This is a genomic window from Flavitalea antarctica (genome assembly GCF_054461535.1).
The window spans coordinates 188,683-212,976 of record NZ_JBTLQG010000003.1; the positions used below are offsets into that span (position 1 = coordinate 188,683).

The following is a 24,294-nucleotide window of genomic DNA, read 5'->3' on the forward strand; positions in this document are numbered from 1 at the left end:
TAGCATTGTTGCAAACCGAAGCTAAAATCGCAGATTTATACCTGATAATATCCCAGGCCTGAGGGAATAATAAAGGCAAAATTTTTTTAATCATGTCCGCCGGAGTCTGAGACCCAGGCACTGAAGGCGGAAAAAATTTTAATCAAATGGCAGACGTAAAAACATTAGCAGAACAACTGGTTGGCCTTACTGTAAAAGAAGTACAGGAATTGGCTGATTTTCTTAAATCAGAATACGGTATCGAACCAGCAGCAGCAACTGTAGTTGCAGCAGCAGGTGGTGAAGGCGGTGCAGCTCCGAAAGAAGAGCAGACTGCATTTACTGTTATCCTGAAAAGCGGTGGTGCATCTAAGTTAGGTGTTGTTAAGATCGTTAAAGATCTTACAGGCTTAGGTCTTAAAGAAGCGAAAGACCTGGTTGACAGCGCTCCAAAACCAATCAAGGAAGGAATCAGCAAAGCTGATGCAGAAGCAATGGTAGCTAAGCTGAAAGAAGCTGGTGCTGACGTTGAAATGCAGTAAGACTTAGCTTATATCTTATAAACGGCTGTTTCATTAGTTTGGAGCAGCCGTTTTCTTATTTATCCCTATCAAGGTAAGATCATCAGAAATACCTGTAACCTCAAGCAGCATTCGTTCAGAAATGCAGTCTTATTCCTTCAGAGCTCTCTTAAGGAAATGCTAAAACTTTTTTGCTAAATCGATTTTGATGCGTAATATTGGCACACAAACAAAAATCCCGAATCGTTTAACTTTTTCCGTTAGTCAGCTCTGAAGCACTCTCTTCCAACATATCATTTTTGATATTTTTTTTGGGCCTGATAGCTAAAACGGTTTAGCACAATTTTCGGATTAACCAAAACAAAAACCCACTTGCATGAATCAACTCAGATTTCTTTCAAAGCAGGTCATGCTGGTCAGCATGCTGTTTTTCTTATTCTCAAGTACTGCGTTTTCGCAAACACGAATCATCACTGGTACAGTCAAGGACCAGGACAATGTGCCATTGCCGGGGGTTAGCGTGTCTGTGAAGGGCACCACGACAGGTGTTCAGACCGGCAACGACGGAAAATTCTCCGTGGAAACACCTGCCGGTAATACTACCCTTGTTTTCACTTTTACCGGGTTCGCAACCCAGGAAGTTAATGTTACCAACGACAGTGTGCTTGACATTACCATGGGAAGCGGTACTTCTTCTCTGGATGCAGTTGTGGTAGTCGGTTATGGTACTTTGAAGAAAAAAGAGATCAACTCCGCAGTTTCTTCCATCACTCCGGACGATTTTCGCCAGAGTGGTGCAAGAAATGTGTTGGACCTGGCCCAGGGTAAAGTAGCTGGTCTTACCATTACCAGGACCGGGGGATCAAACCCTAATTCTGGTGTAAGCATCCAGATCAGGGGTATAAACTCGCTCACCGCGGGTAACTCTCCATTGGTTGTTATAGACGGAATACCAGGGGGTAACCTTGATCTGTTACAACAGGATGATATTGCTTCTATTGACGTATTAAAAGACGGATCCGCGGCAGCAATTTACGGTACACGGGGTAATGGAGGTGTGATCCTCATCACTACAAAAAAAGGAAGAGCAGGTGAAGCGAGATTTGACTATAACGCATATGTCCGTCATGAAATACCAGTAATGATGCCTGAGTTTTACAATGCCAGCGAGATCCGTCAGTTGATCTCACAGGGAAAACTTCCGGCTAACCGGGACAATCCTTTATGGGGCGGCGTGTCAAACAACATGTTTGAAGATGAGGTGCATAATACCAATAATCTGAGCCATTATCATAACCTGGCAATCTCGGGTGGAGCAAAAAATATGACCTACCGCGCAAGCTTGTACTACCAGGCTTTACAGGGAATAGCAAATCAAAATGAAAGAACAAACTATGGTGCGAGATTGAACCTGAACCACAAGGGCTTCAACGATAAATTGACCACACTTATAAATCTTGCAACCAACTACAATAAGGCTAACCTGGTCGGCATCGGCTGGGAGACTATTCTTTCACGCCTTCCGACTCAACCCATCTACAATGCTGATGGATCTTTTTATGAGGATCCCGGAACCACAGGCTCGAACAACCAGGCAAGTATTTACGACCAGGAAATGTCCAAGAGAAGTCAGCAGACAACATCACTGGATGTGAAGTTCACATTAGAAGTGCTGAAGAACCTGAGGATTTCTGCGTTCGGAGCATTGCAGAGAGATATGTATGTAGATAACCAGTATAAAGATATTGGTTCAAGAAATTCTGTTGTTGGCAGCACAAACAATGTTCAGCCAAACGGAACTGGTTATGCATACAAGGGCCAGGTTAATAATAATAACTACGCTTTTGAACCAACCATCGACTATAACACGGAGTTCGGTGAGAATACAATAGCCGCTGTAGCGGGTTACAGTTATCGTTACGAGGTAAATGAAAGTTCGTCTTTCGCTAACTCAGGATATGTGAACGATCTGTTTGAAAATAACAACATGGGTGCAGGGAACTGGCAGCGCGCGCAGGGAGGCAACATGGCAAGTAATAAAAATGACAATACCCTGATCGCTTTTTTTGGACGGGTCAACTACTCTTACAAGGGTCGGTATTATTTACAGGGTATACTTCGCCGCGAGGGATCATCGAGGTTCGGAGAAAACAACAAATGGGCAAGTTTCCCCGCGGTTTCAGCAGGATGGGAACTTTCAAAGGAAAACTTTATGCAGTCCATCTCACGCACTATCAATTACCTGAAACTCAGGGTTGGATATGGTGAAACAGGCAACACTGGATTTGCAAACTATGCCTCTTATGTAACATTGGGCACTGGTGGTTTTTACCTTTATCCCGATGGTGTATGGCGCCAGACCTACGGACCAAACAGGAACCCTAATCCGGATCTGAGATGGGAAACAAAAAAAGAGTTGAACCTTGGACTTGATTTCGGTATAGCCAACAACAGGGTTACCGGTGCAATCGAAGTGTTCCAAAGAAGAACCGTTGACCTGCTCGAAACATTTGATACCCAGTTACCAGCCTATGTACAAACAAGTATCTATACAAATGTTGGAACCATCGAGAACCGTGGTATTGAGCTTACCTTAAGCGGCCAGGTAATAAAAGGGAAGGACCTGAACTGGAGCATGGATTTCACAGGAAGTACTCAAACTAACAAGCTCGTCACTTTCTCTAACGAACAATATAAGGGAACTGCAAAGACCTATGGAGATATCGGCGGTGCAGGCGCTTTAGGTGCTGCTATCAGAACTGTTGAAGGCGGCCAGCTTGGTGCTTTCTGGGGTAAACGTTTTGCCGGTTTTGCAAACGATGGCTCATGGTTGTTCTACACACGGAATAACAAAGCAGTCCCTTTCAGCCAGATCAATACTTCAACAGACCCTAATACAACCGACCTCGCAGTGTTAGGATACGGAATTCCTAAATATTATGCATCATGGACCAACTCTGTCAGCTATAAAGGATTTGATCTTCGTGTATTCTTCCGTGGTAAATTCGGACACAAGGTGTTGAATCGTATGGCTATGACCTATGCTAATAAGCAAACAAGTACTAACCTCTTAAAAAGTACATTTGAAAAGCATAATCAGCTGAACACTTCGACAGTTGCCAACACATATCAATATTCAGATTATTACCTCGAGTCGGGTAGTTATATAAAGCTTGACGAAGTAACCCTTGCTTACAATTTCAAATTGAGATCCCAATGGGTGAGAAGTCTCAGGGTTTATGCATCTACACAGAACCTTGCAACATTTACAAAGTACACTGGCAACGATCCTGATTTTATCAATGACACCGGTCTTGATGCTGGTTTAGATGGCCGTGGACCTTACCCGAGCACTACTTCATTCCTGTTCGGTCTCAATCTTGGCTTCTAAATAAAAATGTTTAGAAACCTAATTCTGAATAAGTATAAATTTTAATAAATGAGAAAGTTTAAAAGCATTCTGAAATATTCCCTGATGCTGCTTCCATTGGCAGCTCTTGATAGCTGTACAAAACTGGATGAAAATGTATACAGCGAATATGTTGCTGAGAATTATTACAATAATAAAAACGAGGTATTAACCGCGGTTCTCCGTCCATATACTCACGCAAATGCCTGGATCACCCCGGGGCAAAACGGATGGTGGCGTTTGAGTGAATTGTCTGCCGATCAATTGGCCTGGCCGGTTAAAGGAAGGCATGGCCAGGATGGTGGAACCTGGATCAGGGATCACTATCATACATGGACAAACGACGGTGAAGAAATCTGGGGTCCCTGGAGGCTTATGTGGTGGGGTCTTGGACTTTGTTCAAGCCCGATCGAAAACCTGGAGGCAAGGAACATTGCTGATATGGGAATCACCGAAGCTGAAAAAGCGGCTTATATCGCTGAAATGAAAATGCTCCGTGCATTTCATTACATCAGGCTGATGGATCTTTATGGTAATATCCCCATTGCTTATAAAATAGGTGAGCCAAGTCCGCCCACAAAACCAAGATCAGAGGTTTTCGCTTATGTCGAGAAAGAAATCAAGGATAACATCAATGCGCTGCCGAATCTTTCCGCTGCCATGATCGGCAGGGCAACCAAAGCTGCCGCATATGGTATGTTGGTCGAGCTGTATCTGAATGCAGAAAAGTGGACAGGAACTGCGCGCTGGGATGATTGTATTGCAGCCTGTGACGCATTGATTAATAACACGGCCGGCGGGCAGAACGGGGCAATGGCTCTCGATCCGAACATTACTGATACCTATAAACCAACCAATCATCTTTCCAGGGAAATCATCTTCTCAATTGCATATGACTTTGTAAACGGATCGGGTTGGAAGCCACAATGGACAAGCGACTTTTATCATTTCAATCAGCGTTTTATCTATGATGGAACACATAATGGAAATGATGGTGTGGTTATGATCCCGGGTGTTTTCAGCAAATTTAAAAGCAATGATCTGAGGAGAAGTGAGTGGATACTCAGAGGACCACAATGGTATCTCACTGATCCAACCAGGCCGGTATTGGGTTCAGAAGAATATTCCGGTAAACAACTGGTTTTTGTTGACAGCATTCAGCGCGTAAGTGAAAATAAAACGCAGTCAGACATGACCCAGGGTGAAGAGAACAGCGGTCTCAGATTCAATAAATACAAACCGGGCCGCCAGGCAGATGCTACTTACATGAGCACTGACTGGGCAATTTACAGGCTCACCTGGATCTATTTTGCGAAAGCGGAGTCGCTGATGCGAAAGAACGGGAATGCAGCCACAGCAGCAGCTGTTACGCTGATCAATGATTCCAGGAAACGTTCATTTTCAGCTGCCGACTGGGCTACCGAGGCTTACACTACATCCACTTTGACCATGGACGAATTGCTGGCTGAAAGAGGTAGGGAGTTTCTTTGGGAAGGTTTCCGTCGCCAGGATCTTATCCGTTTCGGAAAATTTACTTCGACTGCATGGTGGGATCACGTGCCAAGCAACGATAAAAACAAGGAATTATTCCCCATCCCTAACAGGCAACGTGTGCTGAATCCAAATCTTGAACAGAATCCTGGTTACTAATCAGATTTCAATAATATCCAAAGGTCATATCATCGCGATATGACCTTTGCTTTTTCCGCCTGTCTCTGAGAGCAAATCTGTGCGGCAGAAAAGATGAATCTTTTCAGATGATATGATTCGGTTATATTTGGACCCTACGCCTTTGCCTGTTGTGTTGAGCCTGATCCTGTAGCGCTAAAAAATCTTCTAATGAAAAAAGTATCTTTAAAGGATATTGCCACACTTTCCGGCGCCTCGCCATCGACAGTTTCATTCGTACTGAATGGTAAGGAAAAGGAAATGAGAATAAGTGAACGGCTGGCCAAGAAAATCAAAGCGGTAGCTGCAAGAGAAGGGTATAAGCCTAACCAGGTAGCGGTTAGTCTCAGAACCGGCCAGTCAAAAATATTAGGTCTTATCGTTGAAAGTATCGGGGGGAATTTTTTTGGGGCCCTCGCCCGTATCATTGAACAGGAAGCCGATAAATTCGGATACCGGATCGTCTATTGCAGCACGGAGAACAACCTGGCTAAAGGGCAGGAGATGATCCGTATGTTATCACACAGCCAGGTGGATGGCTATCTTATTACTCCGGTTGTGGGGCTGGAGAAAGATATTGAAGAGTTGCTCAGGCATAAAAAGCCGGTAGTACTCATTGATGGATATTTTCCGGACGTACCCGCCCCTTATGTGCTTGTCAACAATATCTCCGGTATCACCCAGGGCATGAATCACCTGATACAGAAAGGGCATAAAAAAATAGGGTTTGTAACGGTTGAAATGGACCTGGTACAAATCAGGCAAAGAGAACAGGCTTACCTGGAGGCACTTAAAAAACATAAAATTCCTGCTCAAAAATCACTGATCTTCCGCTTGCCGTATAATTATGAAAAGGAAGTTGGCGTGGAAGCACTTTGCAATTTCATCCGCAAACACCCTGAACTTGATGCGATATTTTTTGCAACAAACTATCTTGGAATCACAGGACTTCAAAGCATCCATGAACTTAATCTTAAGATTCCAAAAGATATTGCAGTGATCTGCTTTGATGACCACGATATCTTTAGTCTGTATCCACCTGGTATAGCATCGATAAAACAACCCGTTGAGGAGATTGGCAAAACCGCCATTAACCTGCTGCTGAAACAGCTGGGTAAAGACAAAGTAAGTTCGGACAAAGTTGGCATCCAGATCAAGGGTACCCTGATAGAAAGGGGTAGCACATAATTTTCCTTTTCTTTTTGCAAAAACGATTTAGTATAGTATTTTTCGGTTTCAAATGCTTGATTTATGAAAAGCTTTATTCTACTCCCTTTTTTCTCGCTTCTTACCTTCGTGAGCAATGCGCAGCTGGTCTCGAAAGTTTCTGATCCGGTTGAATGGGTTAATCCCCTGATGGGCACTGATTCCAAGCCGAGCCTCTCTAACGGAAATACCTATCCGGCCATCGCGGTTCCCTGGGGTATGAACTTCTGGCTGCCACAAACCGGAATGATGGGTAATGGCTGGGCTTACACTTATAGTTCTGACAGGATCCGTGGATTTAAACAAACTCACCAGCCCTCGCCATGGATGAATGACTATGGGCAGTTTTCAATAATGCCAGTTACTGGCAAACTCAAGTTTACCCAGAATGACCGGGCAAGTTGGTTCTCCCACAAAGCAGAGGTTGTAAAGCCCTATTATTATAGTGTATACCTGGCAGACGCGGATGTCGTCACAGAACTTACCGCCACCGAAAGAGCGGCACAATTCCGTTTTACTTATCCGGAAACTGATAGTGCATTCCTGGTAGTTGACGCCTTTGACCGGGGATCATATGTTAAGATCATTCCTTCAGAGAAAAAGATAATAGGATACACGACCCGCAACAGTGGCGGCGTTCCTGCAAACTTCAAAAATTATTTCGTTATCCAGCTCGACAAAGCCTTCACGATGTCTATGGGCTGGCACGACAGCACGCTGGTGAGAGATTCAATAGAGATCACAGCCAGGCATGCCGGAGCCATCATCGGTTTTAAAACAAAAAAAGGAGAAAAGATCGGTCTTAAGGTGGCATCTTCATTCATCAGCCATGAACAGGCACAGCTGAACCTCGATAAAGAAGTCGGGACCGATGAATTCGAAAGCACTAAACAAAAAGCAAAGTCTGCCTGGAACAAACAGCTGAGCAAACTTAGTGTGGAAGGCGGCACCATAGAACAAACGAAGACATTCTATTCCTGCCTCTACCGGACACTGCAGTTCCCTCAAAAGCACTATGAATATAATGCTGCAGGTGAGATGGTACATTATAGTCCATATAACGGTAAAACCTTACCTGGTTACATGTTTGCGGGAACCGGCTTCTGGGATACATTCCGTGCACTGTATCCATTCCTGAATTTTGTATATCCGTCAATCAACAAGGAAATGCAGGAAGGGCTGGCAAATGATTTTAGGGAAGGAGGTTTTCTTCCGGAGTGGTCGAGCCCTGGTTTCAGAAGTGTGATGGTTGGTAACAATTCAGCTTCTGTTGTGGCCGATGCATATATCAAAGGAGTAAGGGGACAGGACATGAACGTCCTTTGGGAAGCGCTGGTAAAAGGGGCAAACAATGAAGGACCGGTGACCGCTGTCGGAAGGGCAGGAGTTAAATACTATAATGAACTTGGTTATGTTCCTTATGACGTGAAGATTAATGAGAACGCGGCCCGGACGCTGGAATATGCATATGATGACTTTACGATCTGGCAACTTGCAAAAGCACTCAAACGCCCGCAGGCTGAAATTGATCTTTACGAAAAGCGTAGCCAGAACTACCGGAATCTTTTCGATCCCGAAACCAAACTTATGCGGGGTAAAAACCAGGATGGTAAGTTCCAGTCTCCTTTTAATCCATTCAAATGGGGTGATGCATTTACGGAAGGAAACAGCTGGCACTACAGCTGGAGCGTATTTCATGATATCGAGGGTTTGAAAAAGCTGATGGGTGGAAATGAGATGTTTATCAGGATGCTTGATTCAGTGTTTAACATGCCCCCGGTTTTCGACGAGAGCTACTACCGGGGTGTAATACACGAAATCCGTGAAATGCAGATCATGAATATGGGTCAGTATGCCCACGGTAATCAACCCATACAGCACATGATCTATTTATATAATTACGCCGGCCAGCCCTGGAAGACACAGTATTGGGTACGCGAGGTAATGGAGCGGCTGTATAAGCCCACGCCTGATGGTTACTGTGGTGATGAAGACAATGGCCAGACTTCGGCCTGGTATGTTTTTTCAGCGATGGGCTTTTATCCTGTTTGTCCCGGTACCACACAGTATGTAATGGGTACACCCTTATTCAAAAAGATGGTTGTTACACTGGACAATGGGAAGAAGATTGAAATAGAATCACCAAAAAGTTCAGCCGAAAATAAATATGTGTCGCAGGTGAAATGGAACGGCGTGGTTGTTGAGAAAAACTGGCTTGAGCACACTGATCTTCAGAAGGGTGGAAAGTTGCAGTTTGAGATGCAGTCCCAACCAGCTAAGCAGAGAGGCACTACTTCAAAAGCCTATCCATATTCCTATACCAAACCCTGAGGCGTTCTGTTTAGATACCCCGGTTGATGAACACTATATAATGATTGTTCGGGGTGTCAGGGCGATCCTGCAATCAGGTTTTTCAAACAGGTTAGCTGAGTCATATGAAAAAGACTTCCCTTAAAGATATAGCGGCAGCTGTCAGGGTCTCACCTTCAACTGTTTCACTTGTGCTAAATGGCAAGGGAAAAGAAATGCGGATCAGCGAACAACTGGAAAAGCGGATCAGGGAATTTGCTGAGAAGTCCGGTTATCAGCCAAACAAAATAGCTGTTAGTCTCAGGACAGGTAGTTCCAAAATTCTTGGCCTCATCGTTGAGGACATTTCAAATAATTTTTTTGCGGGCCTTGCTAAAATTATTGAAGTGGAAGCCGAGAGATTGGGTTACAATGTCGTTTTCTGCAGCACGGAAAATGATGGAAAAAAAGGTAAACAACTGATAAAGTTGCTGACCCAGCAGCAGGTGGATGGCTTCCTCATCACACCAACAGAGGAAATGTGTGATGATATCCGTTCGCTGCAGGAAGAAAAGCATCCCGTTGTTCTGATGGACCGTCATTTTCCTGAGGTTAATTTACCTTGCGTCCTGGCAGACAATTATAACGGTGTACGGGAGGGAATGGACCACCTGATAAGCAACGGGTATAGCAACATCGGTTTTGTAACAGTTGATATGGGGCTGGTTCAAATGAAGCAAAGAGAGGCTGCTTTCCTGGATTCCATTAAAAGACCGGGTTGCCGGTCAGCCACTAATAAAATTTTAAGGGTACCGGTGAACACTCCGCAACCCGATGCTGTTTACATGATCGCAAACTTCCTGGAGAAAGACTCAAAGCTGGATGCAGTTTTTTTTGCAACGAATTACCTGGGTATCGCCGGGCTTGAAAGCATCAGGAACCTGCATATTAATATACCTGGTGAACTTGCTGTTGTTTGTTTTGATGATCATGATATATTCCGGTTATATACACCGGGTATTACAACGGTAAGACAACCGACCAACGAAATTGGCATGAACGCAGTAAGACTGCTCGTCGAACAGATCACACAGGGTCAGGAACCGGCTGACAACAAAGTCTGGCAGTTTCCGACACAGTTGATGATCCGCGAATCGAGCGGCACGAGGGAAAAGGTAAAACATCCGTTGGAAAAAATATGATGAAGCTTGCAGCTATTCTATCGTTGCCGGGGTCTTAAATCCGGATAAGAAAATGGAACATCAAAAAATTATTGCAGTTTCATTTTAGTCACATAATTTAGCAGTTGATTCATAACTGTATTAACCGTGTATTAACCGATTGCAAAACCCATGTATACACCCTGGTAACATGGTAATTTCTTAACCAAAACGTTTGCCTTACAGCCAAAAACCAATGCATATGGAAACCTGCCACACTCAATCTGAATCACTAAGCTAGTTCCTATTATTTCGTTTTTACATAAATACGTTGCACATGACGACGTTTATCTTTGATAAAAAGACGAGTTTTTAAATTTATTTACAGGCCTTAGCTAAATCGTTATAGTATTCTGATCTCTCTAAACAAATCAACTTTCATTATGAAACAACGAAGACTAGTCTGCTTGCAAAGATGCTCAATGGGCATCCTCTTGCTGTTATTGTCTCTTACCGGTTTCTCACAGGAAAAAAGTGTGACCGGTAAAGTAACTTCCTCCGCGGACGCCCAGCCACTGGCAGGTGTAACGGTCCAGGTAAAAGGAACCCAAACTGCTACTACGACAGATGGGTTGGGGGTTTACACAATTAATGTTCCCGGGAACAATGCCGTCCTGGTTTTCAGTTTTACAGGTATGACCAACCAGGAAGTTACAGTTGGTAACCGCACAACCATTGACATACAATTAAAAACCGATGATGCTTCACTCGGTGAAGTAGTGGTTGTTGGTTATGGTACTCAAAAGAAGTCTGACCTTACCGGCGCGGTAGCCACAGTTAAGGCTTCCCAATTGCAGGAAAGACCGGCAGCTTCATTGAACCAGGCGCTTGCAGGCAGAATGCCAGGCGTACAGGTGAATACAAACTCGGGGCGTCCCGGTGGTCAGACCAACGTACGCATCCGCGGTTTCAGTTCTATCCAGGCAACCAGCAATCCATTGTACATTGTAGATGGAGTAGCCCTGCCTATAGGAACCCAATCGAGCAACAGTAATTCTATTGACTATATCAACCCGAGCGACATTGCTTCAGTTGAGGTATTGAAAGATGCATCAGCAACTGCAATCTATGGAGCAAGAGGTGCAAACGGTGTTATTCTTGTTACTACCAAAAGAGGTAGCAGAAGCGGTGGCAGAATCACCTACGATATGGATCTGAGCGTTCCGACGATCGGACCAAACAGGGTTGAAATGCTGAGCGCACAGGAATACCTTGATATAGAAAATCTTTCTTACGACAATATCAAGGTTTATGATCCGGCAGGATGGGCCTCAGGTGCCTATAGCACCGTTGAAGACCCAAGGGTGAAAAGGAAAAAACTCCCTAATCTGTTCGACGCGAATGGAGCTCCCCTCTACAATACCGATTGGTTAGAAGAAGCCACTCAAAGCAAACTTTCCCAGAACCACCAGATCGGCATTACCGGTGGTAACGCAGACAATAGCTTTGGAGCTTATCTCGGTTATCGGGATGATAATGGATTGTTGTTGAATTCTTACCTGACAAGATATTCAGCCAGGTTTGTTTTCGATACAAAAATTAAAGAGTGGTTGCGTTTTGGAGGTAACCTCGGATATCACAACCAGGAAGAAAATATCGTTGACCAGGGAACAGGCGGTCTTAACTCTGTTCGTATGATTACCGAATCCTTCTCTTTCCTTCCGGTAAAATTTCCTGATGGCTCATGGGGTGATAATTACCTCTATCCCGGTGCTGAGGGAGGATCAAACCCGGTTCATATTCTTACAGACAGGAAATTGTTGTATAACACCCAGACAACTTTAGGTGATGTGTATATGAACATTGACCTTGCACCAGGCCTTTCTTTCAGGAGCCAGCTTGGCGTCAATATCGTTACAAGAGGTCAGCGCGAATACAGCGGCCGGTCACTTGACCAGATTTCCAGGAACCAGAATGGTACTGCTAACCAAAATAACAGCCGCGAGAATTTCTGGTCTTCAGAAAACTATTTCACATACAAAAAGAAAATCGGAACTGATCATGACCTGACTGCTTTACTTGGTCTGTCATGGCAGGAAAACAATTACACTTTCTTTAGTGCAAGTTCCCAAAACTTCTCAACAGATTTCTTTGAATACAATAACCTCGGCCAGGGTAGTCAGCAAAATGCTTCTTCCTCTGTCAGGAACAGGTTTTCTCTGAACTCTTATTTTGGTCGTATCAACTATGTCTTCAAAGACAAATATCTTCTCACCTTCACCGGCAGGGCTGATGCCTCTTCCAAGTTTGGAGAAGAAAACAAATGGGGTTATTTCCCTTCCGCTGCTGTGGGCTGGAGAGTGTCTGAGGAAGATTTCCTTAAAAACAGCGAAGTTTTCTCTAACGTCAAATTAAGGGCAAGTATCGGTGCTACCGGTAACTCAGAAATTGCACCTTACCAATCATTGGGTGTTCTCGGTTCTTATACCGGTATACTTGGTAACGTTAGAGTTGCAGGAGTTGGAACAGGACGTCTTGAAAACCCGGATCTGAAATGGGAAAAAACCACCCAGTCTGATATCGGTCTTGAAGTAGGCTTTCTTAATAACAGGATCAACCTCGAATTTGACGTTTACTACAGGAAGACAACTGATATGTTGCTCAATGCACCTGTGCCAACTTCAAGCGGTTACAGCACAATTGCGCGTAACGTTGGTAGCATGGAAAACAAGGGTCTTGAGATCGGCATAAACACTGTGAATGTTGCCGGTAAAGATTTCGGATGGACCACCGGGTTCAACCTTTCTCTTAACAGGAACAAAGTACTGGCCCTTGCCACTCCGGCTGATATCTTCGGCCTCGGAGGTCCAAACTTTACTAACCAGACTAATATCATCCGCGTTGGAGAATCTGTCGGTTCATTCTGGGGACTTACCCGTCTTGGAACCTGGCAGCCATCAGAAGCTGCAGAAGCTGCTAAGTTTGTGAGCTATCGCGGTGGTAAACCAATTTTGCCTGGTGATATCAAATATCTTGATGTAAATGGTGACTACCAGATCAATGATGCTGACCGTTCCATTATCGGAAACGGTAATCCTGATGCATGGGGATCTTTGTTTAATACTTTCCGTTACAAAAACTTCGAGTTGCTTTTAGAAATACAGTATGTGTATGGTAATGATATCCTGAATATGTCCACTCACTCAGGTGAAGATCGTCAGGCTATCGCCAACAGCTACCGTACTGTTCTCGGTGCATATGATGCAAGTAAGTCAAATACGAATTCTGACATTGCAGCAATCAGGGATACAAGGGCAGGTTATGTTACAAACGTTGATACCCGTTGGGTACAGGATGGCTCATTTATCCGTGGCAAAAACCTGTTGTTAAGCTATACATTCCCGGCTGCGACATATGAAAAACTGAAATTGAACAGGCTCAGGGTATTTGCTTCTGTGCAGAACTTCTTCCTGGTAACAGACTATCGCGGTAACGATCCGGAAGTTTCAACCTATGGTAACGCATTTGCACAGGGACAAACATTCTTTGACTATCCTAAGCCAACAATGTTCACTTTTGGTATCAATACCGGATTCTAAACAGTAACTGAAAAGAAATAATCATGAAGACATTCAATATAAAATCAATAAGCAAGGTGCTGTTGCTGTCCGTGGTAATGACCAGTTCAGCCTGTAACAAATTCCTCGATGAAGAGGATCCAAGCAACCTTACGGAAGAAACGTATTTCACGCTGCCGGGTCATGCTGATGCAGCTATCGCAGCTGCTTATGCGCAGACCCGTTTCATCGGCGGTGGTGCCGGTATCTTTGTACAAAACTGGTCGCTTCCGGAAATGCTTAGCGGTACAGCTAAAACTGAAACCGGTCAGAACTCCGATCTTAACAACATCATCGGTCTTTCGTACAACGGTGATAACCTTTTGATCACACAGTGGTGGAATGGCTTGTACAGTATAATAGCACAAACCAACCTGATCCTTAAAAAGGTTCCGGACATTACACCAATGGATGAAACTGCCCGCAAAAGGATCCTGGCACAGGCCCGTTTCCTTCGTGCCTGGGCGTACTTCTACCTCGTGCGTATGTGGGGAGATGTTCCTTTGATCATTCAGCCTGTTGAAAGTTTCACTGATGAAATGTTGCTTCCTAACCGCACTGCTGCTGCAACTGTCTATGACCAGATAGTAGCTGATCTCGTTTCTGCTGAGGCCGGCGATCTGCCATGGACCGATAACAGCGGACGTGCATCAAGAGGCGCCGTTAAATCGCTATTAGCGAAAGTTTATCTTACAATGGCGGGATTCCCGTTGAGTAAAGGTGCTACCCACTACAAACTGGCTGCAGATAAAGCTAATGAAGTAATCACCAGCGGTAGCTTCAAGTTATTTGCTACTTATGATGAACTGCATGCTTTGTCTACCGAGAACCGGGATGAGCATATATTCGAAATACAGTACCTGGGTGGAGTGTCCGATAACCCTATCCAGGCTGCCTTGCTGCCAAACTTCAAGGGTGTTTCAAGCTATGGTACCGAGATTGGTTCAAACGTACCTGTACCTTCATTTGTTGCAACCTATGATGCCGGGGACAAAAGGACCATCGATCGCCAGGGCTTCTATTACACCAATTATTATACAGAAGGAAGTGGTCCATTGAAATCAGTAGGTAACCCATACATATTCAAACATTTTGATATTGTTGCCAATGGTACTTCAGGTGTTCCCGGAACAAATGTATCCAGCCTGAATATTATGAACATCAGGTATGCAGATGTATTACTTATTCACGCAGAAGCGCAGAATGAAGTTGATGCTGCTCCCTCCGGTGCGGCCTGGAATTCCCTGAAGCTGATCAGAGACAGGGCAGGATTGGGTACGCCCGCTGTCGGCACCTTTACCAAAGCAAGCTTCCGTGATGCGGTTCTGAAAGAGAGATGGCATGAACTGGCTTATGAAGGAATCACCTGGTATGATATGCTCAGAACAAGAAGGGCATTCAATGTAACTACCAAAACCTTCGAACCATTGGTCGGCCATAAGTTCCCTGATAACGGAGTGACTTACCAGGAAAAGAATCTTTTGCTTCCTTTGCCTACAAACGAAATGAAAAATAACCCGAACCTGACACCAAACAATCCGGGTTACTAATTACAACTTATATTAATGTGAACCACAGTTCCGGATAGCAGCCGCTTCCGGAATTGTGGTTTTTTCAGTTCTGGACCACTGGCATTATGAAATTGTGAAGGAAGCCTTAATGCTGAGAATAGACTTTTGATTTTATTGTTTTTACTGGTATATTCCTTACCTTTGCCCTCCATTTTTCATTCTAATAATCAGTTGAGGATAGATTTTTAATGACGAAAAATTCATAATCGCCTCGTTATCAATACATCGGGAACCTAAGGGTTGCCATGTAATTTTTTTGCCTATATGGCACTTTTGAAGTTCGAACAACTAAAAAAACCGGTTTTAAAACATATGTCGTCTACAAAACTGCAAAACAGGGTCAACTTCGGTAAAATTAAAAACTTAGCGGACGCCCCTGATCTACTAGAAGTCCAAATCCAGTCTTTCAAAGAATATTTCCAGTTGGAGACTACTCCTGACAAAAGGAATATCGAAGGATTGTTTAAGGTGTTTAAGGAAAATTTCCCTATCACGGACACCAGGAACATATTCGTCCTCGAGTTTCTTGATTACTTTATCGATCCCCCACGCTATACTATCGAAGAGTGTATGGAGCGGGGTTTAACTTATGCTGTGCCTTTAAAAGCAAAGCTCAGGTTAAGCTGTAACGATGAAGAGCACGTGGATTTCCAGACTATAGTTCAGGACGTTTTCCTCGGTAATATACCATACATGACCCCACGCGGTACCTTTGTTATCAACGGTGCTGAGCGTGTGGTTGTTTCACAGTTGCACCGTTCGCCCGGTGTATTCTTTGGTCAGTCTATCCACCCGAACGGAACCAAGATCTATTCCGCCAGGGTTATTCCTTTCAAAGGAGCCTGGATGGAGTTTGCAACAGACATCAACAATGTCATGTATGCTTACATCGACCGTAAGAAAAAATTCCCGGTTACCACCTTGTTGCGTTCTATTGGTTTTGAAACTGACAAAGACATTCTCGAACTTTTCGGGATGGCTGACGAAGTTCAGGCTGATAAAAAACAACTTACAAAATACCTGGGCAAACGCCTGGCTGCCCGCGTTCTCAGAACATGGGTAGAAGATTTCGTTGATGAGGACACCGGTGAGGTCGTTTCCATCGAAAGAAACGAGATCGTTCTTGAGCGCGATACCATCCTTGATGAAGAGGCCATAGAAATGGTTTCTGAAATGGATGTGAAAAGCGTTTTTATTCAGAAAGAAGATGTTGGTGGTGATTACGCGATCATCTACAACACACTCAATAAGGATACTTCCAACTCTGAGCTGGAAGCGGTTCAGCATATCTATCGCCAGTTGCGCGGTGCAGATGCTCCTGATAATGAAACAGCACGTGGTATCATCGACAAATTGTTCTTCAGTGACAAGCGTTATGACCTGGGTGAAGTTGGACGTTACAAGATCAACCGTAAGCTGAATCTTAACTATCCTATCGAACAAAAGACATTAACAAAAGAAGATATCATCGAAATCATCAAGTACCTGGTCCGTCTGACCAATGGTAAGGCTGAGATCGATGACATTGATCACCTGAGCAATCGTCGTGTTAGAACAGTGGGAGAGCAGTTGTATGCACAGTTCGGTGTTGGTCTTGCCCGTATGGCACGTACCATCCGTGAGCGTATGAACGTTCGTGACAATGAGGTGTTCACACCTGTTGACCTGATCAATGCACGTACGCTTTCTTCTGTTATCAACTCATTTTTTGGTACCTCCCAGTTATCACAGTTCCTCGACCAGACCAACCCGTTGAGCGAGATCACGCACAAGCGTCGTATCTCTGCACTCGGACCCGGAGGTTTGTCACGTGAAAGAGCTGGTTTCGAGGTTCGGGACGTTCACTACTCACACTACGGACGACTTTGTACCATTGAAACACCTGAAGGACCAAACATTGGACTGATCTCTACTCTTTGTGTTCACGCAAAGATCAATGAGATGGGCTTTATCGAAACTCCTTACCGCAAGGTGGATAACGGTAAAGTTGAAATGAAGAAACTTACTTTCCTGAGTGCTGAAGAAGAAGATATCGCTAAGATCGCGCAGGCAAGTGCCCCATTAACTGAGAAAGGTGAATTCGCTGAAGACAGGGTTAGTTCCCGTCAGACAGGTGACTTCCCGATCCTTGATAAAACAGAGGTTGAGTTTATGGACGTTGCTCCTAACCAGATCGTTGGTTTGAGTGCTTCCCTGATTCCGTTCCTCGAGCATGATGATGCTAACCGTGCCCTGATGGGTTCTAACATGCAACGTCAGGCTGTTCCTTTGATCCGTCCCCAGCAACCAATTGTTGGAACAGGCCTGGAAGCAAAGGCAGCACGTGACTCACGTGTACAGATACTCGCAGAAGGTGATGGTGTTATTGAATACGTAGACGGTAAAGAAATTCATATCCGTTACGATCGTACAGAAGCTGACCGCCTGGTAAGTTTTGAAGATGATCTGCGTGTTTATAACATGACCAAATTCATCAAAACAAACCAGGAAACCTGTATCAACCACAAGCCTGCCGTTAAGAAAGGCCAGCGGATGAAAAAAGGCGACTTCCTGACTGAAGGATATGCGGTACAGAATGGTGAAGTTGCACTGGGTCGTAACCTGCAGGTGGCATTCATGCCATGGAAGGGTTACAACTTCGAGGATGCGATTGTAATCAATGAGAAAGTGGTTCGTGAGGATCTGTTCACTTCTGTTCACATTTCTGAATATGAACTGGAAGTACGTGATACCAAACTTGGTGAAGAAGAACTGACACCGGATATTCCGAACGTTTCTGAAGAAGCAACAAAGGATCTTGATGAAAATGGTATCATCCGTATGGGTGCTGCTATTAAAGAAGGAGATATCCTGATCGGTAAGATTACACCTAAGGGTGAATCTGATCCGACTCCTGAAGAAAAATTGCTTCGTGCGATCTTCGGTGACAAGGCTGGTGATGCGAAAGATGCTTCATTGAAAGCTCCAAACGGGGTTGAAGGTGTGGTAATCGGCAAGAAACTATTCCAACGCGCCAAGAAAGATAAGAATGCAAAGATCCGTGAGAAAGCATCTCTCGAGAAGCTTGAAAAAGTTCACGAAAAAAATACAACTGATCTGAAGGATCTGTTGCTAAGCAAACTGCAGACTTTGTTGAAAGACAAACCTTCGCAGGGTGTTGCCAATAACTTCGGTGAAATGCAGATCGGTAAAGGTGCGAAGTTCAACGCTAAAAACCTGGCTACACTGGATTATCAGAACATCAATCCACTGGGCTGGACAGGCGATCCTTCGATCGATGATCCGATCAATACGCTTCTTCACAACTACAATATCAAGTATAACGAAGAACTGGGTAGATACAAAAGAGAAAAGTTCAACATATCAATCGGTGATGAGTTACCAGCAGGTGTACTGAAACTCGCGAAAGTTTATATCGCGGTTAAGCGTAAGCTGAAAGTGGGAGATAAGATGGCAGGTCGTCACGGTAACAAGGGTATCGTTGCAAAGATCGTTCGTGCAGAAGACATGCCATTTCTGGAAGATGGAACGCCGGTGGATATCGTACTGAATCCATTGGGTGTACCAAGCCGGATGAACCTTGGACAGATCTATGAAACTGTTCTCGGATGGGCAGGTCTGAAACTCGGGGTGAAATTTGCTACGCCGATCTTCGATGGTGCTACGGTAGAAGAAATTGCTGATTATATCGATCAGGCAAAACTGCCAACCTTCGGTCACAGCTATCTTTATGATGGTGAGACAGGGGAGCGTTTCCACCAGAAAGCAACGGTAGGTGTTATCTATATGATCAAATTGCACCACATGGTGGACGATAAGATGCACGCACGTTCAATCGGACCATACAGTCTTATTACGCAGCAACCGCTGGGTGGTAAAGCACAGTTCGGTGGTCAGCGTTTTGGTGAGATGGAGGTTTGGGCACTTGAAGCATATGGTGCATCAAACATTCTCCAGGAATTACTTACCCTTAAATCGGATGATATCATCGGCCGTGCGAAGACTTATGAAGCCATCGTTAAGGGCGATAATATTCCAAGACCAGGTATTCCGGAATCATTCAATGTACTTGTACATGAATTGAGAGGTCTCGGACTGGATCTGAAATTCGACTAATCCGCCTACGCCCCTCCTACGCCCGTATCGGGTTGATTGTGGGAGTGGTTCATGGGCTACGGAGGGCGAAGCCCTCGATTAGCGAGTCGAAACCCGATAACGGAGGCTGAAAATTAGAACTTGATTTTAAAAAAGAAAGCATTTCAATAATATGGCTATCAAAAAGGAAAATCGTCCAAGGTCATCATTCTCAAAGATCACTATCGGGCTTGCTTCTCCGGATTCCATCCTGGAACGCAGCTACGGTGAGGTTCTGAAACCTGAAACCATCAACTATCGCACTTACAAACCTGAACGTGACGGTTTGTTCTGCGAGCGTATTTTTGGACCGGTCAAAGATTATGAGTGTGCCTGCGGAAAGTATAAGCGTATCCGTTATAAGGGTATCGTTTGCGATCGTTGCGGTGTTGAAGTAACTGAAAAGAAGGTTCGTCGCGAGCGCATGGGTCACATTAAACTGGTTGTGCCTGTTGTACACATCTGGTATTTCAAAAGTTTGCCAAATAAAATCGGTTACCTGTTGGGCGTTAGCTCAAAGAAACTGGAAAGCATCGTATATTATGAAAGATACGTGGTGATCCAGGCTGGTATCCGTGAAGATCGTAACCTGAAAACTAACGATCTTCTTACTGAAGAAGAATATCTCGAGATCCTGGAAGGTTTGCCAAAAGACAACCAGTATCTTCCTGATGAAGATCCTCAGAAGTTCATCGCCAAGATGGGAGCTGAAGCAGTTCATGATCTTTTGGGTCGCATTGAACTTGATCAGTTATCATTTGATCTTCGTAATACTGCTGCAACTGAAACTTCACAACAACGTAAGGCGGATGCTCTTAAACGTCTGAGTGTTGTTGAGTCTTTCCGTGAAGCAAACACAAGAATTACAAACCGTCCTGAGTGGATGGTCATGCAATATATTCCTGTTATTCCACCGGAACTCCGTCCGCTTGTTCCTTTGGATGGCGGTCGTTTCGCATCTTCTGATCTGAATGATCTGTATCGCCGGGTGATCATCCGGAACAACCGTCTGAAAAGGCTGTTGGAGATCAAGGCACCAGAGGTGATCCTGCGTAACGAAAAACGTATGTTGCAGGAAGCCGTGGATTCATTGTTTGATAACTCACGTAAATCGAATGCTGTTAAAGCGGAAGGTGGACGTGCATTGAAATCACTCAGTGATGTATTGAAAGGTAAACAAGGTCGTTTCCGTCAGAACCTTCTTGGTAAACGTGTTGACTATTCCGGTCGTTCCGTTATCGTTGTTGGTCCTGAATTGAAACTGCACGAATGCGGTCTTCCAAAAGATATGGCCGCCGAGTTGTTCAAGCCGTTTATCATTCGCAAACTGATTGAAAGAGGTATCGTTAAAACGGTTAAGTCTGCCCGGAAACTGGTTGACAGGAAAGAAGCCGTTGTTTGGGATATTCTTGAAAATATATTGAAAGGTCACCCGGTGATGTTAAACCGTGCTCCAACACTGCACCGTTTATCAATCCAGGCCTTCCAGCCAAAATTGATTGAAGGAAAAGCGATCCAGTTACATCCGCTTGTGTGTTCTGCATTCAACGCGGATTTCGATGGTGACCAGATGGCGGTTCACGTTCCTTTGAGCAATGCAGCTGTTCTTGAAGCACAGTTGTTAATGCTGGCTTCCCATAACATTCTTAACCCGCAGAACGGTGCGCCGATCACCCTGCCTTCACAGGACATGGTACTTGGTCTTTATTATATTACCAAGGGTAAAAAGACTATTGGCGATGAGATCGTTCGCGGAGAAGGTAAACATTTCTATTCTGCTGAAGAAGTGGTGATTGCTTACAACGAAGGTAAAATCGACCTTCATGCATTCATCAAAGTAAAAGCAGAAGTTCGCGATATCAGGGGCAATTTCACGCGTAAGCTGATTGAAACAACTGTTGGTCGTGTCATCTTCAACCAGAATGTTCCTAAAGAAGTAGGTTATATCAATGCCCTGCTAACGAAGAAAAATCTGCGTGAGATCATCGGTGATATCATTACCATCACCAATGTACCAAAGGCGGCGAAATTCCTTGATGATATCAAGTTGCTTGGATTCAGGATCGCATTCCAGGGTGGTTTGTCTTTCAACATCAATGACCTCATCATTCCTTCTATTAAAGAGGAAGTATTGGAAAATGCAAAAGGTGAAGTTGATGAAGTATGGGATAACTACAACATGGGTCTGATCACCAACAACGAACGTTACAACCAGATCGTTGATATCTGGTCACGTGTGGATACCCGTATTACTGAAACATTGATCCGTGAACTGGCCCAGGATAAACAAGGGTTCAACTCGGTATATATGATGCTTGACTCAGGTGCGCGTGGTTCCAAACAACAGATCAAACAGTTGTGCGGTATCAGGGGTCTGATGGCTAAGCCAAGAAAATCAGGTTCATCAGGATCTGAGATTATTGAAAACCCGATCCTGTCAAACTTCAAGGGTGGTCTGAACGTATTGGACTACTTCATCTCTACGCACGGTGCGCGTAAAGGTCTTGCGGATACAGCGTTGAAAACGGCCGATGCGGGTTATCTTACCCGTCGTCTGGTTGACGTTGCACAGGATGTGGTTATTACTGAAGAAGATTGCGGCACATTGCGTGGTATTGCCACCTCTGCGCTGAAAGATAATGAGGAAGTTGTTGAACCACTGTTGGATCGTATTGTGGGACGTACTTCTCTTCATAACATTTATAACCTCCAGACAGACGAAACAATTGTTGAAGCAGGTTCTGAGATCACCGACTACATTGCAAAACGCATTGAAGAGGCCGGTATCGAAACTGTTGAGATCCGTTCCGTACTTACCTGCGAAAGCAAGCGCGGTGTTTGTGTGAAGTGTTATGGTAAGAACCTGGCAACAGGTAATCTTGCACAGAAAGGTGATGCAGTTGGTATCATCGCTGCCCAGTCAATTGGTGAGCCAGGTACACAGCTTACGCTTCGTACCTTCCACGTGGGTGGTGTTGCGGGATCAGCTTCGGTTGAATCTTCACTGTATGCCAAATTTGATGGAACAATCCAGTTCGATGGTCTGAGACTTGTTGCAACTGAAAACGAAGCTGGTGAAAAAACCCAGTTGGTTATCGGTCGTACCGGTGAGTTGAGGATCATGGATGTCAAGAATGATCGTCTGCTGATCACTGTTAATATACCATACGGTGCCACTATGCTGGTTAAGGATGGTCAGACAGTTAAGAAAGGAGATACGATCTGTACATGGGATCCGTTCAACAACGTTATCGTTGCAGAAATTGCCGGTAGCATCAAGTTTGACAATGTAATTGAAGGTATCACTTACCGTGAAGAGGCTGATGAGCAAACTGGTCACCGTGAGAAAGTTGTCATTGAAACAAAAGATAAAACAAAGATTCCGACACTTATTGTTGAAGGAAAGGATGTTAAGTTATATAACCTTCCGGTTGGTTCACATATCACAGTTGATGAGGCTGACGATGTGAGAGCTGGACAGGTACTCGTGAAGATCCCAAGAACTCTGCGTATGCAGCGTGATATCACAGGAGGTCTGCCACGGGTAACAGAATTGTTCGAAGCACGTAACCCTGGTAATCCATCTATCGTTTGCGAAATCGATGGTGTGGTTGCATTCGGAGCTATCAAACGTGGTAACCGCGAGATTGTGGTTGAAGCGAAAGATGGTGTTGTAAAGAAATACCTCGTGCCTTTGACACGCCAGATCCTGGTTCAGGACGGTGACTTTATTAAAGCGGGAGCGCCGTTGTCAGATGGACAGGTTGCTCCGGGCGATATACTTTCTATCAAAGGACCGTTTGCAGTACAGGAATATGTTGTGAATGAAATTCAGGAAGTTTACCGTTTGCAGGGTGTTAAGATCAACGACAAACACATCGAGGTGATCGTACGCCAGATGATGAAGAAGGTTGAGATCATTGATCCGGGTGATACCCGTTTCCTTGAAGAAGATCTTGTTGACCGTCTTGATTTCATTGAAGAAAATGATTGGATCTTCGATAAGAAGGTTGTTAGTGATCCGGGCGAGAGCACAAAAATGCGCGCTGGTCAGATAGCATCGCTCAGAGAGATCCGTGAAGAGAATTCAATGTTGCGTCGTTCAGACAAAAAACTCGTGGAATTCCGTGATGCTAATTCAGCAACTTCACATCCTGTCCTGCTGGGTATTACAAAGGCGTCACTGGGTACACAAAGCTGGATCTCGGCTGCGTCGTTCCAGGAAACAACCAAGGTATTGTCATCAGCTGCCATACAGGGTAAAACAGATGATATGCTTGGATTGAAAGAAAACGTAATTACAGGTCATCCGATCCCGGCTGGTACTGGTTTACGCGATTTCGAAAATATGATTGTGGGTAGCAAGGAAGAGTATGAATTGCTGCAAACAACGCGCGAAGCAATGAACTTTGATGATGAAGAATAAGATTGGTGTAAAAACATCTTGTTCAATGTTATAAGTCAATTTAATTTGCCTGGTCCCGCACATGCGGGACCAGGTTTTTTTTTGCCATTGACCGGCTTTAAGACCGGCGCAGCTTAACCGGCACGGGGGGATTTTTAACAAATTTATTTCGGATAACATTTTATCTTGCAAGCCTTGGTTCTGCAATCCCCGAATTTACGGTCCGGGGCTTCACTACAGGCTACTTGCTTGTTAACATTGCCAATCAAACTAATATTAACCACATTAATTAACAAGCCCTGTCTTTACGGTGTAAAGAACTTCGCAGGTTTTTC

The 24,294-nt window shown here is 44.5% G+C and carries 10 protein-coding genes; all 10 read left to right on the forward strand.

Translation table 11 applies throughout. From position 1 onward, the window contains the following. Positions 1-146 precede the first annotated feature (146 nt). The 10 genes from rplL to rpoC all read left to right on the forward strand — a co-directional run bounded on the left by rplL (position 147) and on the right by rpoC (position 23,980). Positions 147-521: a 50S ribosomal protein L7/L12 gene (rplL, locus tag ACX0G7_RS05250; protein WP_458922376.1), complete on the forward strand. Its 375-nt coding sequence runs from the start codon at positions 147-149 to the stop codon at positions 519-521. 355 nt (positions 522-876) lie between these two features. Then, a complete protein-coding gene (locus ACX0G7_RS05255; RefSeq protein WP_458922377.1) occupies positions 877-3,891 on the forward strand; it encodes a SusC/RagA family TonB-linked outer membrane protein in 3,015 nt (1,004 codons plus the stop codon). Positions 3,892-3,939: 48 nt separating this feature from the next. Further along, positions 3,940-5,559 carry a RagB/SusD family nutrient uptake outer membrane protein gene (locus ACX0G7_RS05260; protein WP_458922378.1) on the forward strand — a complete coding sequence of 540 codons (1,620 nt, stop codon included), beginning with the start codon at positions 3,940-3,942 and terminating at the stop codon, positions 5,557-5,559. Positions 5,560-5,748: 189 nt separating this feature from the next. Continuing rightward, complete coding sequence (locus ACX0G7_RS05265) at positions 5,749-6,765, forward strand: LacI family DNA-binding transcriptional regulator (protein WP_458922379.1); 1,017 nt, start codon at positions 5,749-5,751, stop codon at positions 6,763-6,765. 63 nt (positions 6,766-6,828) lie between these two features. Continuing rightward, entirely contained in the window at positions 6,829-9,114 is a 2,286-nt protein-coding gene (locus tag ACX0G7_RS05270) for a GH92 family glycosyl hydrolase (RefSeq protein WP_458922380.1), read from the forward strand. Between the two features lie 104 nt (positions 9,115-9,218). Beyond that, positions 9,219-10,274 carry a LacI family DNA-binding transcriptional regulator gene (locus ACX0G7_RS05275; protein WP_458922381.1) on the forward strand — a complete coding sequence of 352 codons (1,056 nt, stop codon included), beginning with the start codon at positions 9,219-9,221 and terminating at the stop codon, positions 10,272-10,274. Between the two features lie 440 nt (positions 10,275-10,714). After that, positions 10,715-13,831, forward strand: coding sequence for a SusC/RagA family TonB-linked outer membrane protein (locus tag ACX0G7_RS05280; RefSeq protein ID WP_458922382.1), 3,117 nt, complete (start codon positions 10,715-10,717; stop codon positions 13,829-13,831). A gap of 23 nt (positions 13,832-13,854) precedes the next feature. Continuing rightward, positions 13,855-15,399 (forward strand): RagB/SusD family nutrient uptake outer membrane protein, encoded by a 1,545-nt coding sequence (locus tag ACX0G7_RS05285; RefSeq protein WP_458922383.1) that lies wholly within the window; start codon positions 13,855-13,857, stop codon positions 15,397-15,399. A gap of 333 nt (positions 15,400-15,732) precedes the next feature. Then, positions 15,733-19,536 carry a DNA-directed RNA polymerase subunit beta gene (rpoB, locus tag ACX0G7_RS05290; RefSeq protein ID WP_458922384.1) on the forward strand — a complete coding sequence of 1,268 codons (3,804 nt, stop codon included), beginning with the start codon at positions 15,733-15,735 and terminating at the stop codon, positions 19,534-19,536. A 151-nt stretch (positions 19,537-19,687) separates the two neighbouring features. Beyond that, entirely contained in the window at positions 19,688-23,980 is a 4,293-nt protein-coding gene (gene rpoC / locus ACX0G7_RS05295) for a DNA-directed RNA polymerase subunit beta' (protein WP_458922385.1), read from the forward strand. Positions 23,981-24,294: the final 314 nt, after the last annotated feature.